General features: G+C 59.3%; 14 protein-coding genes and 1 pseudogene. 8 read left to right on the top strand and 7 right to left on the bottom strand.

Going from position 1 to position 13,127, the window contains the following annotated elements:
• The first annotated feature begins 165 nt into the window (after positions 1–165).
• The gene (gene fadD1 / locus ACSSVH_RS19490) at positions 166–1,857 is read left to right on the top strand and encodes a long-chain-fatty-acid--CoA ligase FadD1 (RefSeq protein WP_170041926.1); all 1,692 of its coding nucleotides are present in this window, start codon (positions 166–168) and stop codon (positions 1,855–1,857) included.
• A gap of 218 nt (positions 1,858–2,075) precedes the next feature.
• Here the strand turns inward: fadD1 and ACSSVH_RS19485 are convergent, their stop codons facing one another.
• Positions 2,076–2,453, bottom strand: coding sequence for a hypothetical protein (locus ACSSVH_RS19485; protein ID WP_057439943.1), 378 nt, complete (start codon positions 2,451–2,453; stop codon positions 2,076–2,078).
• 199 nt (positions 2,454–2,652) lie between these two features.
• Here ACSSVH_RS19485 and ACSSVH_RS19480 point away from each other — a divergent pair, with 199 nt between their 5' ends.
• The 3 genes from ACSSVH_RS19480 to def all read left to right on the top strand — a co-directional run bounded on the left by ACSSVH_RS19480 (position 2,653) and on the right by def (position 4,515).
• A complete protein-coding gene (locus ACSSVH_RS19480) occupies positions 2,653–2,844 on the top strand; it encodes a CsbD family protein (RefSeq protein WP_170041927.1) in 192 nt (63 codons plus the stop codon).
• Positions 2,845–3,018: 174 nt separating this feature from the next.
• Positions 3,019–3,972, top strand: a complete 954-nt coding sequence (locus ACSSVH_RS19475) for a YihY/virulence factor BrkB family protein (protein ID WP_029296445.1) — start codon at positions 3,019–3,021, stop codon at positions 3,970–3,972.
• Between the two features lie 3 nt (positions 3,973–3,975).
• On the top strand, positions 3,976–4,515 hold the full coding sequence (def, locus tag ACSSVH_RS19470) for a peptide deformylase (protein WP_029296447.1): 540 nt from the start codon (positions 3,976–3,978) through the stop codon (positions 4,513–4,515).
• Here the strand turns inward: def and ACSSVH_RS19465 are convergent.
• A complete protein-coding gene (locus ACSSVH_RS19465; protein WP_169955339.1) occupies positions 4,512–4,928 on the bottom strand; it encodes a GNAT family N-acetyltransferase in 417 nt (138 codons plus the stop codon). The genes def and ACSSVH_RS19465 overlap by 4 nt on opposite strands.
• Before the next feature lie 739 nt (positions 4,929–5,667).
• Between ACSSVH_RS19465 and ACSSVH_RS19460 the strand changes: the two are divergent.
• Together ACSSVH_RS19460 and ACSSVH_RS19455 are read left to right on the top strand one after the other, a co-directional pair.
• Positions 5,668–6,444 (top strand): annotated as a pseudogene (locus ACSSVH_RS19460) (PAS domain-containing protein); the annotation flags it as partial.
• On the top strand, positions 6,418–6,987 hold the full coding sequence (locus ACSSVH_RS19455) for a methyl-accepting chemotaxis protein (protein WP_407073433.1): 570 nt from the start codon (positions 6,418–6,420) through the stop codon (positions 6,985–6,987). The pseudogene ACSSVH_RS19460 and the gene ACSSVH_RS19455, both read left to right, overlap by 27 nt.
• A gap of 37 nt (positions 6,988–7,024) precedes the next feature.
• Here the strand turns inward: ACSSVH_RS19455 and ACSSVH_RS19450 are convergent, their stop codons facing one another.
• From ACSSVH_RS19450 to gntR, 5 genes are all read right to left on the bottom strand, one after another.
• Positions 7,025–7,525, bottom strand: a complete 501-nt coding sequence (locus ACSSVH_RS19450) for a hypothetical protein (protein ID WP_169955337.1) — start codon at positions 7,523–7,525, stop codon at positions 7,025–7,027.
• 150 nt (positions 7,526–7,675) lie between these two features.
• On the bottom strand, positions 7,676–8,413 hold the full coding sequence (locus ACSSVH_RS19445) for an NAD-dependent epimerase/dehydratase family protein (RefSeq protein WP_492633621.1): 738 nt from the start codon (positions 8,411–8,413) through the stop codon (positions 7,676–7,678).
• Positions 8,414–8,423: 10 nt separating this feature from the next.
• Entirely contained in the window at positions 8,424–9,056 is a 633-nt protein-coding gene (locus ACSSVH_RS19440) for a glutathione S-transferase family protein (protein ID WP_492633620.1), read from the bottom strand.
• A gap of 181 nt (positions 9,057–9,237) precedes the next feature.
• On the bottom strand, positions 9,238–9,561 hold the full coding sequence (locus tag ACSSVH_RS19435; RefSeq protein WP_170041930.1) for a DUF6124 family protein: 324 nt from the start codon (positions 9,559–9,561) through the stop codon (positions 9,238–9,240).
• A gap of 338 nt (positions 9,562–9,899) precedes the next feature.
• Positions 9,900–10,931 carry an HTH-type transcriptional regulator GntR gene (gene gntR, locus ACSSVH_RS19430; protein WP_169955372.1) on the bottom strand — a complete coding sequence of 344 codons (1,032 nt, stop codon included), beginning with the start codon at positions 10,929–10,931 and terminating at the stop codon, positions 9,900–9,902.
• Positions 10,932–11,144: 213 nt separating this feature from the next.
• Between gntR and ACSSVH_RS19425 the strand changes: the two genes are divergently transcribed.
• Both ACSSVH_RS19425 and ACSSVH_RS19420 read left to right on the top strand, forming a co-directional pair.
• A complete protein-coding gene (locus ACSSVH_RS19425; protein WP_170041931.1) occupies positions 11,145–11,678 on the top strand; it encodes a gluconokinase in 534 nt (177 codons plus the stop codon).
• 84 nt (positions 11,679–11,762) lie between these two features.
• Positions 11,763–13,115 carry a GntP family permease gene (locus tag ACSSVH_RS19420; RefSeq protein WP_169955332.1) on the top strand — a complete coding sequence of 451 codons (1,353 nt, stop codon included), beginning with the start codon at positions 11,763–11,765 and terminating at the stop codon, positions 13,113–13,115.
• Positions 13,116–13,127: the final 12 nt, after the last annotated feature.

Genomic DNA, 13,127 nt, shown 5'->3' with positions numbered 1-13,127 from the left:
GGACCTTCTTTTGGCTCTAGGCGGCCCTTTGCAAAGCTGCTACTCTCGGCGCGCTTTGTGACCTCTCGGCCTGCTTGAAACAGCCAGAATCACCTAAAAACACACACAAATAATAATCGCATCAAATGCGGTGAATGAATTCGCGTCGCTGAGGAGTGGGCTTCCATGATCGAAGACTTTTGGAAGGATAAGTACCCCGCCGGGATTGCTGCAGACATCAATCCAGACGAGTATCAAAATATTCAGGCGGTACTGAAACAGTCCTGCCAGCGCTTCGCCAACAAACCGGCTTTCAGCAACCTGGGCAAGACAATCACCTACGGTGAGCTGTACGAATTGTCCGGTGCCTTTGCCGCGTACCTGCAACAGCATACCGACTTGCAGCCCGGTGATCGAATCGCCGTGCAACTGCCCAACCTCTTGCAATACCCGGTCGCCGTGTTCGGTGCCATCCGTGCCGGCCTGATCGTGGTCAACACCAACCCGCTGTACACCGCGCGGGAAATGGAACACCAGTTCAACGACTCCGGGGCCAAGGCCCTGATCTGCCTGGCCAACATGGCGCACCTGGCAGAAAAGGTCGTGCCCAAGACTGGCGTCAAGCACGTGATCGTCACCGAAGTGGCTGACCTGTTGCCGCCGCTCAAGCGGCTGCTGATCAACAGCGTCATCAAGTACGTGAAGAAAATGGTCCCGGCCTATCACTTGCCCCAGGCGATCAAGTTCAACGACGTCCTGGCCAAGGGCCATGGCCAACCTGTCACCGACGCCAGCCCTGCCAGCGAAGACGTGGCCGTGCTGCAATACACCGGTGGCACCACCGGCGTAGCCAAGGGCGCGATGCTGACCCATCGCAACCTGGTAGCCAACATGCTGCAATGCAAGGCGCTGATGGGCTCCAACCTCAATGAAGGTTGCGAAATCCTGATCACGCCGCTGCCGCTTTACCATATCTATGCCTTCACCTTTCATTGCATGGCGATGATGCTGATCGGCAACCACAACATCCTGATCAGCAACCCGCGCGACCTGCCGGCGATGGTCAAGGAGTTGTCGAAGTGGAAGTTCAGCGGTTTTGTCGGCCTGAACACCTTGTTCGTGGCCCTGTGCAACAACGAAGGCTTTCGCAAGCTGGATTTCTCTGCGCTCAAGGTCACCCTGTCGGGCGGCATGGCCCTGCAACTGGCGGCCGCCGAGCGTTGGAAAGCCGTGACCGGCTGCAATATCTGCGAAGGCTACGGCATGACCGAAACCAGCCCGGTGGCCACGGTCAACCCAATCCAGAATATCCAGATCGGCACCATTGGCATCCCGGTGCCTTCGACCCTGTGCAAAGTCATCTCGGATGAGGGCGTCGAGTTGCCCCTGGGTGAAATCGGCGAACTATGCGTCAAGGGCCCGCAAGTGATGAAGGGCTATTGGCAGCGTGAAGACGCCACCGCCGAAGTACTCGACAGCGAAGGCTGGTTGAAAACCGGTGATATCGCGATCATCCAGCCAGACGGCTACATGCGCATCGTCGACCGCAAGAAAGACATGATTCTGGTCTCCGGCTTCAACGTCTACCCCAACGAGCTGGAGGACGTGCTGGCAAGCCTGCCAGGCGTACTGCAATGCGCGGCCATTGGTGTACCGGACGAAAAGTCGGGCGAGCACATCAAGCTGTTCATCGTGGTCAAACCGGGCGCGACCCTGACCAAGGAGCAGGTGATGGAGCACATGCGCGCCAACGTCACCGGCTACAAAGTGCCCAAGGCTGTCGAGTTCCGCGAGGCACTGCCGACCACCAATGTGGGCAAGATCCTGCGTCGCGAGTTGCGTGATGAAGAGCTCAAGAAGCTTGGCCTGAAGAAGTAAACAAAAAGCCCCGCGCATGCGGGGCTTTTTATTGGGCGCTGAGTCTCGACTGACCCACCGCTATCGCCGCGATGCGGCGACCCGACAAGCCATTTTTCCTGGGCCACACTCAAAACTCCTGTACAGCACAACCCCCTGTGGGGGCTGCGCTTAACTGACTGGCATTAGGGCTTGCCCGCGATGGCGTCATGTCAGCCCGCACATTTGTGATCGGGTATTTACAGGGCGAACTGCGCGAAGCTCACGCCAGCGCCTGCCGGGCGTACATCTTTCAGGAACGAATCCTTGTCCGCGCTCAGCTCCAGGGTAATCTCCGGCTTGCGCTTGCCCGCGTTGCGCACCACCAACCCTTCAAGCTTTTCACGCAGGTACACGGTCGGTACTTTCAGGTGCAGCAACTGGTCGGTCTCGGCGTTGTGCATCAACAAATGAATCCACTCGTATTGGCCGATGGCGATGCGTGCCACTGGCAGGTCGAACCACCAGATGTTGCGCTTGCGGTCCAGGTCGGTGAAGTGGCAGTTGTTGACGCCGAGCACGGCACCGCCCAGTTCCAGGTTTCTGCGGGCGATGGCCTGTGATTTATTGAGTTTCATAACCTTCCTACGGGATCTGTTATTCAGCGGTTGAGCCTGAATCTGCCGGGCATTCTCGGGGGTTGGCCGCAAAACATAAAGCCAAACCTGTGCTGGGTGATGAAATGCCTTACGCAAATAATTGAAACTCTGCGCAGAGGCCCAGGGTCAACCCTTACGTAATGACCAAAACCCTTGATTGTTCTTACGGAGAAATACCATGGGCAGCACTGCGGATAAGGCAAAAGGTTTAGCAAACGAAGCCATCGGCAACATCAAGCAAGGTGTCGGCAAAGCCACTGACAACACCAAGCTTGAGGCCGAAGGCAAGATCCAAGAGAAGAAGGGCGAAGCCCAGCAAGCGGTCGGCAAGGTCAAGGACGCGGTAAAGAATACCGTCGACAAAGCCTGATTCCAGCGTTTGCACCATGCAGCATAACGGCCATCCACGGATGGCCGTTTTTGTGTCACACCCGATGTTTAAAGTTTCGAAATTGTTTCAAGGTCGCCAAATAGGCTACCTTGATGTAGAAAACGGCCCCTGAGTCGCCCACGAACTCAACCTTTTGCGGCGAAAGGAGACGCTATGATTTTTCCGGTATTAAAAGATCTGCCGCTGCACCGCGTATTGATGCGCACCGTCACAGAGTTCATCGACGACGAGATGCCTACCTACGCCTCGGCACTGGCCTACCAGATGCTGTTTTCGCTGTTCCCCTTCCTGCTGTTCCTGATTGCCCTGATCGGTTTCCTGCATCTGCCGGACTTCTTCAGCTGGTTGCGCCTGCAGTCGGAACTGGTGTTGCCGCCCCAGGCCCTGGAGCAGGTCAACCCGGTGATCGACCAGTTGCAGCAATCCAAGGGTGGGCTGCTGTCGGTGGGTATCGTCATTGCGCTGTGGACCGCCTCGGCGGGCGTGCGCCTGATGATGAGTGCGATGAACGCCGCCTACGACGTGGTGGAAGGCCGGCCGATCTGGAAACGTTTCCCGCTGTCGATTCTCTACACCGTGGGCATCGCTGGCATGTTGCTGGCGGCCGCCGCGTTGATGGTCCTGGGGCCGCAAGTGATGGAATGGCTGGCCGGGCAGATCGGCATGCAGGAATTCGTCGTGACCCTGTGGACCATCTTGCGCTGGCCGTTGATCGTGATCCTGCTGATGTTCGCCGTGGCCTTGATGTACTACGTGATGCCGGACGTGAAGCAGAAATTTCGCTTTATCACGCCAGGCTCGGTGCTGGCGGTGGTGGTCTGGATCGTGGCTTCACTGGGCTTTGGCTATTACGTCAAGACCTTCGCCGACTACAACGCCATGTACGGCAGCATCGGCGCGATCATCGTCCTACTGTTGTACTTCTATATTTCCGCCGCCGTGTTGCTGCTGGGCGCGGAGATGAACGCAGTGATCGAGCATATGTCTGCCGAAGGCAAGGACCCCGGTGAGAAGGATTTTGGCGAGCATCACCCCGATGAAAAACAGCATGTCTCGGGCCTTGGCCGGGACCATTCGATTCCCAAGCCCACCACTGATGAAACCTGACCGATGATTCGTGAAATCCTGAAAATGGGCGATGAGCGCCTGCTGCGTATCGCGCCACCGGTGCCACCGGAAATGTTCGACAGCCCCGAGCTGTGGCAGTTGATCGATGACATGTTCCAGACCATGGAGCACGTGGGCGGCGTCGGCTTGGCCGCGCCGCAGATCGGTGTCGACCTGCAACTGGTGATTTTCGGCTTCGAGAGCAGCGAGCGCTACCCGGATGCGCCGGCGGTGCCCCAGACCATCCTGATCAACCCGCTGATTACCCCGCTGAGCCCGGTGCTGGAGGAGGGCTATGAAGGCTGCCTGTCAGTACCTGGGTTGCGCGGTGCGGTGGATCGCTACCAGCAGATTCGCTACGAGGGGTTTGATCCCAAGGGCGAGCCGATTGTGCGGATTGCCGACGGTTTCCACGCACGGGTGGTGCAGCATGAGTGCGACCACCTGATTGGCCGCCTGTACCCCTCGCGGATTACAGACTTCAGCAAATTCGGGTTTATCGAGGTGATGTTCCCGGAGCTGGATCCCGCCGCCGACGCTTAACCCTGGCGGCACAGGCCCATGGCAATCATCGGCTTGTTGCGTTTATAGCGCACCAGGCGCTCGGCCAACGACTGTGGCAACACGGTCTGCTGGCTGAAGCCCTGGGCGGCATAAAATTCTTCCAGGTCGGGGTGGCACAGTAACCACACGGTGCCTTCAACAGGCGCGATGGCTTTGGCGATCAGCCGCGCTGCCAGCCCTTGCCCGCGCAATGTCGGATCGACAAACAGCCCGGTCAGCCACTGGCCGCCGACCACAGGGCTCAGGCACAGCCCGGCGACAATCTCGCTATTGCGCGCCACCCACAACTGGCCGCCCTTGAGGGCTTTCATCGAGGAATTGTGGCTGCGGTAGAACTTGTTCAGCAGCGGCCACAGGGGCTCTGCCAGTAGATCAATGTGCAACTCGGGCATGGTAGTTCGACAGGCGTGATCAAGGGCCGGGGATTATAAGTCGGGCAAAGCGCCTTCTGTTGGGCAATAGGTGTTATACCCCTTGTTACTTCCTCTGTTAGTGGAGCATGCATCATGGCCAAAGGTATGGATTCAAAGAAAGCCGCGAAGAAGAAACCGGCAAAGACCGCCGATGAAAAACGCGCGGACAAAAAAGCCAAGAAAACCGAGACAGGCCTGTTCGGTCACTGAGTGCCTGACTATAGGAGCGAGCGTGCTCGCTCCTATACGGTATCGATACACACTGACATCCCCCCGCACGTCCCCCTCCAATACCTGTTCATCAATACTGGCTGATTACTGGCCTTGCATAGCGCCAAGCCCTGTCTATGCTCACCCATAACCACTTATGTCGCTTGCCATATGAAGCGTTTTGGGTGGCCGATTGCATAGTGATTGATGAGCACTATACAAACCGTGAATAGATGAGTGCGTATGTCAAAGCGCCGGGAAAAAAGGAGCATCAGGTTAAATGGATTTACGTGTGTCGGTTAAAGCGGACCCCTGAGGGGGTCATCAAGAAAAGGATGCCTTGCAGCGAGCGTTGCCCCATGGACTCTCCGATTGGCCATCATTTATCTATCGCCTGACACTTGTCCTGTCTCTGGACGGATGCGTTTGCCTGTTTTGTGGAAAGTTGTACTGGGTCAAATCCAAGAACTAACCGTCATTCAAAGACAGCGCTGAAGGTGATCCGATCATGTTTAACCTCCACCACAAATCCGACCTGCTGGAAATCGAGCGTTTTTCCTGTGCGCTGACCCAGGCCCAAGCCAAGCTCGCGGCCATCAGTCGTTCGATGGCGATGATCGAGTTCGATCGCGACGGCGTGGTACTGGATGCCAACGAAAACTTCTGTAGGACCATGGGCTACAGCGCCGAGGAAGTACGCGGCAAACACCATCGAATCTTCTGTGAAGAGTCCTACTACCGCAGCGACGCCTACGCCAAGTTGTGGCGCGACCTGGCCCAGGGCGAGCCCATCAGCGGCACGTTCATGCGCTTGACCAAGAGCGGTCAGGAAGTGTGGCTGGAGGCCAGCTACATGCCAGTGTTCGGCCCGGATAAACAGGTGCAGAGCGTGATCAAGGTGGCGTCGGATATTTCCGAGCGGATCCACCGTGAACATGAAAACCAAAGCCTGATCGACGCCATCGGCCGTTCCATGGCCGTCATTGAGTTCACGCCCCAGGGGCAGATCCTCAATGCCAACCAGAATTTCCTGAAGACGGTGCAGTATTCCCTCGGCGAAATCGTTGGCCAGCACCACAGCATGTTTTGCCATCGCGCGGAGGTGGAGTCGCCGGCTTACAAAGCATTCTGGGCCTCCCTCAACCGCGGCGAATTCCACTCCCACCGTTTTGAACGGCGCAACAAGCAGGGTCAGACACTTTTTCTGGAAGCCTCCTACAACCCAATCTTTGATACCAACGGCCGCCTGTACAAAGTAGTGAAGTTCGCCAGTGACATCACCGAACAGGTCACCACCTTGCGTAACGCTGCCGACTCGGCCCACGCCACTTCGGTACAGAACGACGCCTGCGCCCGCAAGGGTTCGCAAGTGGTGCAGCAGACGGTGCAGATCATCGAAGAAATCTCCCGTGACCTGAATGAAGCGGCGTTGAGCATCGATGCGGTGAGCAAGCAGTCGGACATTATCGGCACCATCGTGCAGACCATTCGCGGGATTGCCGATCAAACCAACCTGTTGGCACTCAACGCGGCGATTGAAGCCGCCCGCGCGGGTGAGCACGGCCGTGGTTTTGCAGTGGTGGCGGACGAGGTGCGCAGCCTGGCGGCGCGTACCAGCCAGGCGACGATCGAGATTGTCGATGTGGTGCGCAAAAACCACGATTTGTCCCTGAGCGCGGTATCGAGCATGCAGTCGAGCCTGAGCCGTACCGGGCTGGGGGTGGAGTTGGCCAATGAAGCGGGGCAGGTGATCCTGGAGATCCAGGAAGGCTCGCGGCATGTGGTGGATGCCATCGGTCAGTTCAACTCCACCCTGCAACTGCAATAGCCCCCCAACGGAGCCGGCTTGCCGGCTCCTACACGGGTCAGATCGCCGCCAGGGTATCTTTCACGGCCTTGATCTGCGGGTCGGCAGTCTTCTCGGCAAACTGCTGCGCCGCCTGCATTTTCAGGCGCTCAGTCACTTCCAGGGCAATGGCATTCTGCTGTTCGATAGGCATCGCTTTCACTTCTTCTTCGGTCAGGCCCTTTTCCTTGAGGATCTGATCGCGAATGCGCTCGGCCGGCGTCTTGGTCATGTACTCATTGAATTCTGTGCGAGCCTGGGTATTGGCTGAGGTGGCCGGCGTGGCGCTGGTCGGCGGCGTTGCTTGCAGTTGCAGGCGGGTCTTGGCAAACGCAGCATCCACATTGCTGGCCGTGGTGTCGGTAGCCTTTTGCGTGGCTTGCACCTGGGTTGCGGCAACGGCGTTCTGCACGTTCTGCATCACGCCGCTGTACAGCGCGCTGGCGGCGGCGTTGGCCGGGTCCAGGTCGGGGCGTTTGGACTGTTGGATCACGGACGAGACTTGGGTATTGACCAACATGATCGGGCACCTGTGGTTTTGAACGGTCCATAGGGTTTAGCAATTAGCGTGCCGGGACCTAAAACCCCTGTGTTCATTGGCTGTGAGGGCAGTCTTTAGGCTGCAAGCGGGTTGCCGACGGCCAATGTTTGCCGTCGGCGGCCATTGCCTTCAGTAGGTGATGGGAATCTCGAAGACCTGGAAGGCATCGTCCTGCGGCTGATACCCAAGAACCCGTGTGGTCTCGCTCAAGTCCAGGCGCTTGAAGCGGTTATTGGAAATGCCATGGGCGATCAGGTGCTTGACCCCCTCGGCCTCCACCGAGCGTTGCAACAACTGCACGGCATCCCGAGGGCTGAGCCAGGCGCTGAGGTCGCGGGCGTTGTTCAGGTCGTGGGTTTGGACAAATTCAAACGCGCCAATGCGTAACGCGATGGTGGAGAGTGGGGTTTTGGCTGCGTAATAGCCGCACAGCGCTTCGCCGTAGCATTTGCTCACGCCATACAGGTTGGCCGGCAGCACCGGCATGCCTGGGGTGATTTGCCGATCCACCGGGTAGCCTTCGATGGTCTGGGCGCTGCTGGCGAAGACCAGGCGCTTGACGTTGGCGGCCACAGCCGCTTCGAACAGATAGGTGGTGGCGAGGATATTGTTGGGGAGCAGTTCGTCGAAGGTGGCGCTGGCGTGGGGAATGCCCGACAGGTGCACAACCACGTCGATGCCGTCGAGCAGCGCGGTGAGGGCCGTTTTGTCACTCAAGTCGGCCTGCACGAAGCGATGGCCGTCGAGGGCGAAGCCCGGTGCGACGCGGTCGGTGAGGGTAAAGCGGTAGCGATCTTTCGACGCTTCGAAAAATGTCTTGCCGATCCTGCCGCAGGCGCCGGTGAGCAGTACGTTGAGTCCTTTCATCGTGTAATCCTTAGTTGTGACCGTCGAGGGCAAAGGCCTGGAAACCTGGGCGCTGGCTGAGCAGGGCGTAGTACGCATCGACAGCCGGGTAGGACGGGTGCTCCATGGGCGTCATCCGCCAGCGGTGCACCGACAGGCCGATCAGGATATCGGCGAGGCTGAAGGTGTCGCCAGCCACATAGGCGCCGGTTTTGCTCAGTTGCTGCTCCAGCAACCCCATCTTGTCGTTCCAACCGCGCACACCGCCAGCAATGCGCTGCGGCTCCTGGAAGTCCGGGTTCTGGCGCACCAGGGCGTGGAAGGCATAGCCCCAGGACGGGTTGAGTTCGGTGGCTTGCCAGTCCATCCATTGCTCGACCCTGGCGCGAGGCGCGGGGGCGGCGGGCAGCAGGTCTTGACGCTGGTGCAGGCCCACCAGGTAGCGGCAGATGGTATTGGACTCCCACAGCACGCCGTTGTCGTCGATGATCACCGGGATCTGGGCGTTGGGGTTCAGGGCGAGGAAGGCGGGTGATTGGGTGGGGGTGAAGCCGATGCCCCAGTCTTCGCGCTCGTAGGGGATGTTCAGTTCCTGGCAGGTCCACAGGACTTTTCGTACGTTGATGGACGAAGTGCGACCCAAGATTTTCAGCGCATGTCCCATGGTGCTTCCCTGGCAGGTGTGAGTTGGCGTTGGCCAATTTAGCAGGGGCCAAGTGGGCACGGTAAAAAAATGTGGGAGCTGGCTTGCCTGCGATGGCGGTGTGCCAGTCATTATCTTGGGTGGCTGACACACCGCCATCGCAGGCAAGCCCGCTCCCACCTTTTTGATCGCGTCTGGGCTTTTAGTTGTGCGGTGTTTGCTGGTCCATCAGTGTGCTCATCAGCAACACGCCCAACTCGCTCAACTGATGAATCGCCAGGGTCCTGTCACGGTCTTTGCCGGTCAGGTCTTCGGACAGGTCCAGCAGCAACGTGGTAACGGAGGAAAAGGTTTCATAGCTGTTGGCAATCAGGCTTTCGCTGCTGGCGCCGGAAGTGACGGTGAACAGGGTGGAAGGTTCGGGCGCCGGGGCGGTCGGGGGATTGAGGTAGTGATCAATAGCGCGGTGGGCGGCCTGGTTGAGTTTTGCGTCGTGAAGCGGGGGGTTGGGAGTAACTTTGAACATCGTTATGACCTTTGGCTGGGCCACCACCGGGTCGCTACTAAACGAAAGGGTGGCGGCTGTACGCAGGTTAGTAGACCGGTAAAGTCATACAAAAAACCGGCGCGCCACGAGGGCGCCCTGCGCACAGCCACCATCAAGCACAGGCGGTAAGCCTGATAGATGAAGCTCATGCTCATTTGTATGACTGCTCAGGCTACTAAACCCGATCACCGAGAAGTTCAGCGACCGGGCCACCTTAGAGAGCCCCACCCAGGCGCACAAGCCGGCGGATTCTGACGCAACCGTAGGTAACGGAGCAAGGCGCTGCCAAAGAGTCAGTCTATTCCTACAGCTGGCGCCTAGGTGCTCTCGCGCACCTTCAACTCAAACCCCATATCCACCACCGGCCGGGCGATCTTGTTGCCGGCCATCACCGTCAGCAAATGCTCTGCCGCGCGTCGGCCAATGGCTTCGCGTGGGGTGCTGATGCTGCTCAGGCGCGGCACCATGAAGCTGGAGGCGGGCAGGTCGTTGAAGCCCAGCACCGCCACCTGCTGTGGCACTTTGATCCCGTGGCGCAGGGCTTCGAGCAGGGCGCCCTGGGCCAGGTCGTCGTTGCCGAAGAAGATCGCGTCCACGTCCGGGTGGCTGGCCAACAGTTGCAGGAACAACTCGCCACCCAGGCCCACCGACGAGGGGCGCGGGGTCAGCAGTTCGAGGGCCGGGTCATACAGGCCGGCCTGTTGCAGGCCACGACGGAAACCCTCACCGCGCAGCAGTGTGCGCTGGTCCAGTTGCGCGCCGACATAGGCCAGGCGTTTGCGGCCCCGGGAGATCAGGTGCGCCGCAGCGGTTTCACCGGCACTGATCTGCGAGAAACCGACGCAGTTGAGGCCGGCCGTCGGGTCCAGGTCCATCATGTACACGCAGGGCACATTGCTCGACTCCACCATGCGCCGGGCGCTTTCGGTGCGGTCAAAGCCGGTCAGCAGCAGGCCCCGAGGCTGGTAGGCCATGTAGTTGCGCAACAGGTTTTCTTCTTCGTCCCGGGAATAGTGGGTGTTGCCGATCAGGACTTCGAAGCCCTTGGGCCGCAGCACCTGGTGGATGGCTTCCAGGGTTTCGATAAACAGCAGGTTGGACAGCGAGGGCACCAGCACCACTACCGACTGGCTGCGGGCCGAGGCCAGGGCGCGGGCGGCGGGGTTGACCACGTAGTTCAGCTCGGCGGCGGCTTTCTGTACTTTTTCCACCAGTTCGGTGGCCACGGTACTGATCCCGCGCAGGGCCCGGGAGGCGGTAATCGGGCTGACACCCGCCAGGCGGGCAACTTCGTTAAGGGTAGGGCGACCCGTCGTGCGGGTATTTTTATCGTTCTTGGAGGTCATCAGGCGGCTTGCCAAACAAAAATCGAGGCACTAAGGTAGCGCTGTCTCCAAAGGCCTGCAAATACTTGCGCAAAGGGTTGCCTGATCCTTGCGCAAACAGTTGGAGAGGATGCACGCGTCACTCCATAAAAATGACAATTAGGCGCGGGAAAAGCCTGTTTTTGCACTAGCCTTAGGGCGTGCAAAGGTAGCGCTATCTGCGTCCTGAGGTGTTTCATGAGTCAACCTGTTACCGCCCTGGTCATCATGGGTGTTTCCGGCTGTGGCAAGTCCAGTGTCAGCGAGGCCCTGTGCCTGTTGAACGGCGCCACCGCCATTGAAGGCGACAGCTTTCACCCGGCTGCCAACATCGAAAAGATGAGCGCAGGCCATCCTCTCAACGACGACGACCGTGCCGGCTGGCTCGATATCCTCTGCGATGAGCTGCGCCGTGCGCTCAAGGCCGGCGAGCATCCGGTGCTGACCTGTTCGGCGCTGAAGAAAAAATACCGCGATCACCTGCGCGAAGCCGCGCCGGGCCTGGGCTTTGTCTTCCTCGAACTGACCCGCGAGGTGGCCGCCGACCGTGTGTCCCATCGCCCCGGCCATTTCATGCCGGCCAGCCTGATCGACAGCCAGTTCGCCACCCTCGAATCGCCCATTGGCGAGCCGCTGACCCTGGCCCTCAATGCCAGTGAAGACAGCATCGACGCGTTGGCCGCGCAGACCCACGCGTGGTGGCTGACCCACGGCTTTGAACCTTCCCGATGATTTTTTGGCTGAAAGATAGCGCTATCCGACGGCACGAAACTCAACACCCGCTTTAATAACAACAACAAACAGGAGACGACCCCCATGTTTGGCATGTCCCACGAGTCTTACCTGCTGCTCGATGCAGTGGTCACCATCATCGGGTTGATCGTGTTGATCACCCGGTTCAAGGTTCACCCCTTTATCGCCCTGATCATCGCCTCAGGTTTTCTGGGCCTGACCTCGGGCATGCCCGTGGACAAGATCATCAAGGCCTTCCAGGACGGTTTCGGCGGCGTGCTCGGGTTTGTCGGGATAATTCTGGCGCTGGGTACGATGCTCGGCAAGATGATGGCCGAATCCGGCGGTGCCGATCAGATCGCCCAAACCCTGATCCGCGCCTTCGGTAAGGACAAGGTGCAGTGGGCAATGATGTTCGCCGCCTTCCTGGTGGGCATCCCGCTGTTCTTCGAGATCGGCTTTGTGTTGCTGATCCCGCTGGTGTTTATCGTTGCGCGGCGCACCGGTGTGTCGCTGATCAAGATCGGCATCCCGTTGCTCGCCGGCCTCTCGGCGGTGCACGGCCTGGTGCCGCCGCACCCGGGGCCGTTGCTGGCCATTGGCGTGTTTGGCGCGGATATCGGCAAGACCATCCTTTACGGCCTGATCGTCGCCTTGCCCACCGCCATCATCGCCGGGCCGATCTTCGGTACGTTCATTGCCAAGTACATCCCCGGCAACCCGTCCCAGGAACTGGTGGACCAACTGGCCCGTGAGTCCGACGGGAAAAACCTGCCGAGCTTCAGCATCACCCTGATCACCGTGCTGCTGCCGGTATTCCTGATGCTGCTCAAAACCTTCGCCGACATCGCCCTGCCAGACGGGCACATCGTGCGTAACTGGATGGACATGATCGGCCACCCGATCAGCGCCTTGCTCCTGGCGTTGCTGCTGTCGCTGTACACCTTTGGCCATCGCCAGGGCATCCATTCCAAACAGATCCTCAAGCTGCTGGATGCCAGCCTTGCGCCGACCGCCGCGATCATCCTGATCATCGGTGCCGGTGGCGGTTTCAAGCAGATGCTGGTGACCAGCGGCGTAGGTGATGTGATCGGCCATATGGCGGTGACAGCGCAGATCAACCCGATCCTGCTGGCCTGGCTGGTGGCGGCGGTGATTCGGATTGCCACGGGCTCGGCGACCGTTGCCACCATTACTGGCGCAGGCATTGTGGTGCCGGTGGTGGGGATGGTGCCGGGGGTCAACCTGGAGTTGCTGGTGCTGGCGACGGGGGCGGGGTCGTTGATTCTGTCGCACGTCAACGATGCAGGGTTCTGGCTGGTCAAGCAGTACTTCAACATGACCGTGGCCGAGACGTTCAAGACCTGGACGGCCATGGAGACCATCCTGTCCATCGTGGCGCTGGGCTTTATCATGCTGCTGTCGTTGGTGGTTTAAACCTTCACTGAC

It is taken from the genome of Pseudomonas sp. HC1(2025) (assembly GCF_058742075.1).
This window is presented reverse-complemented; position numbering and strand designations above follow the sequence as displayed.

Excerpts from the sequence above, each read along its gene's own strand:
- fadD1 (WP_170041926.1), top strand. The coding sequence starts at position 166 with ATGATCGAAGACTTTTGGAAGGATAAGTACCCCGCCGGGATTGCTGCA.
- ACSSVH_RS19485 (WP_057439943.1), bottom strand. The coding sequence starts at position 2,453 with ATGAAACTCAATAAATCACAGGCCATCGCCCGCAGAAACCTGGAACTG.
- ACSSVH_RS19480 (WP_170041927.1), top strand. The coding sequence starts at position 2,653 with ATGGGCAGCACTGCGGATAAGGCAAAAGGTTTAGCAAACGAAGCCATC.
- ACSSVH_RS19475 (WP_029296445.1), top strand. The coding sequence starts at position 3,019 with ATGATTTTTCCGGTATTAAAAGATCTGCCGCTGCACCGCGTATTGATG.
- def (WP_029296447.1), top strand. The coding sequence starts at position 3,976 with ATGATTCGTGAAATCCTGAAAATGGGCGATGAGCGCCTGCTGCGTATC.
- ACSSVH_RS19465 (WP_169955339.1), bottom strand. The coding sequence starts at position 4,928 with ATGCCCGAGTTGCACATTGATCTACTGGCAGAGCCCCTGTGGCCGCTG.
- ACSSVH_RS19450 (WP_169955337.1), bottom strand. The coding sequence starts at position 7,525 with ATGTTGGTCAATACCCAAGTCTCGTCCGTGATCCAACAGTCCAAACGC.
- ACSSVH_RS19445 (WP_492633621.1), bottom strand. The coding sequence starts at position 8,413 with ATGAAAGGACTCAACGTACTGCTCACCGGCGCCTGCGGCAGGATCGGC.
- ACSSVH_RS19440 (WP_492633620.1), bottom strand. The coding sequence starts at position 9,056 with ATGGGACATGCGCTGAAAATCTTGGGTCGCACTTCGTCCATCAACGTA.
- ACSSVH_RS19435 (WP_170041930.1), bottom strand. The coding sequence starts at position 9,561 with ATGTTCAAAGTTACTCCCAACCCCCCGCTTCACGACGCAAAACTCAAC.
- ACSSVH_RS19425 (WP_170041931.1), top strand. The coding sequence starts at position 11,145 with ATGAGTCAACCTGTTACCGCCCTGGTCATCATGGGTGTTTCCGGCTGT.
- ACSSVH_RS19420 (WP_169955332.1), top strand. The coding sequence starts at position 11,763 with ATGTTTGGCATGTCCCACGAGTCTTACCTGCTGCTCGATGCAGTGGTC.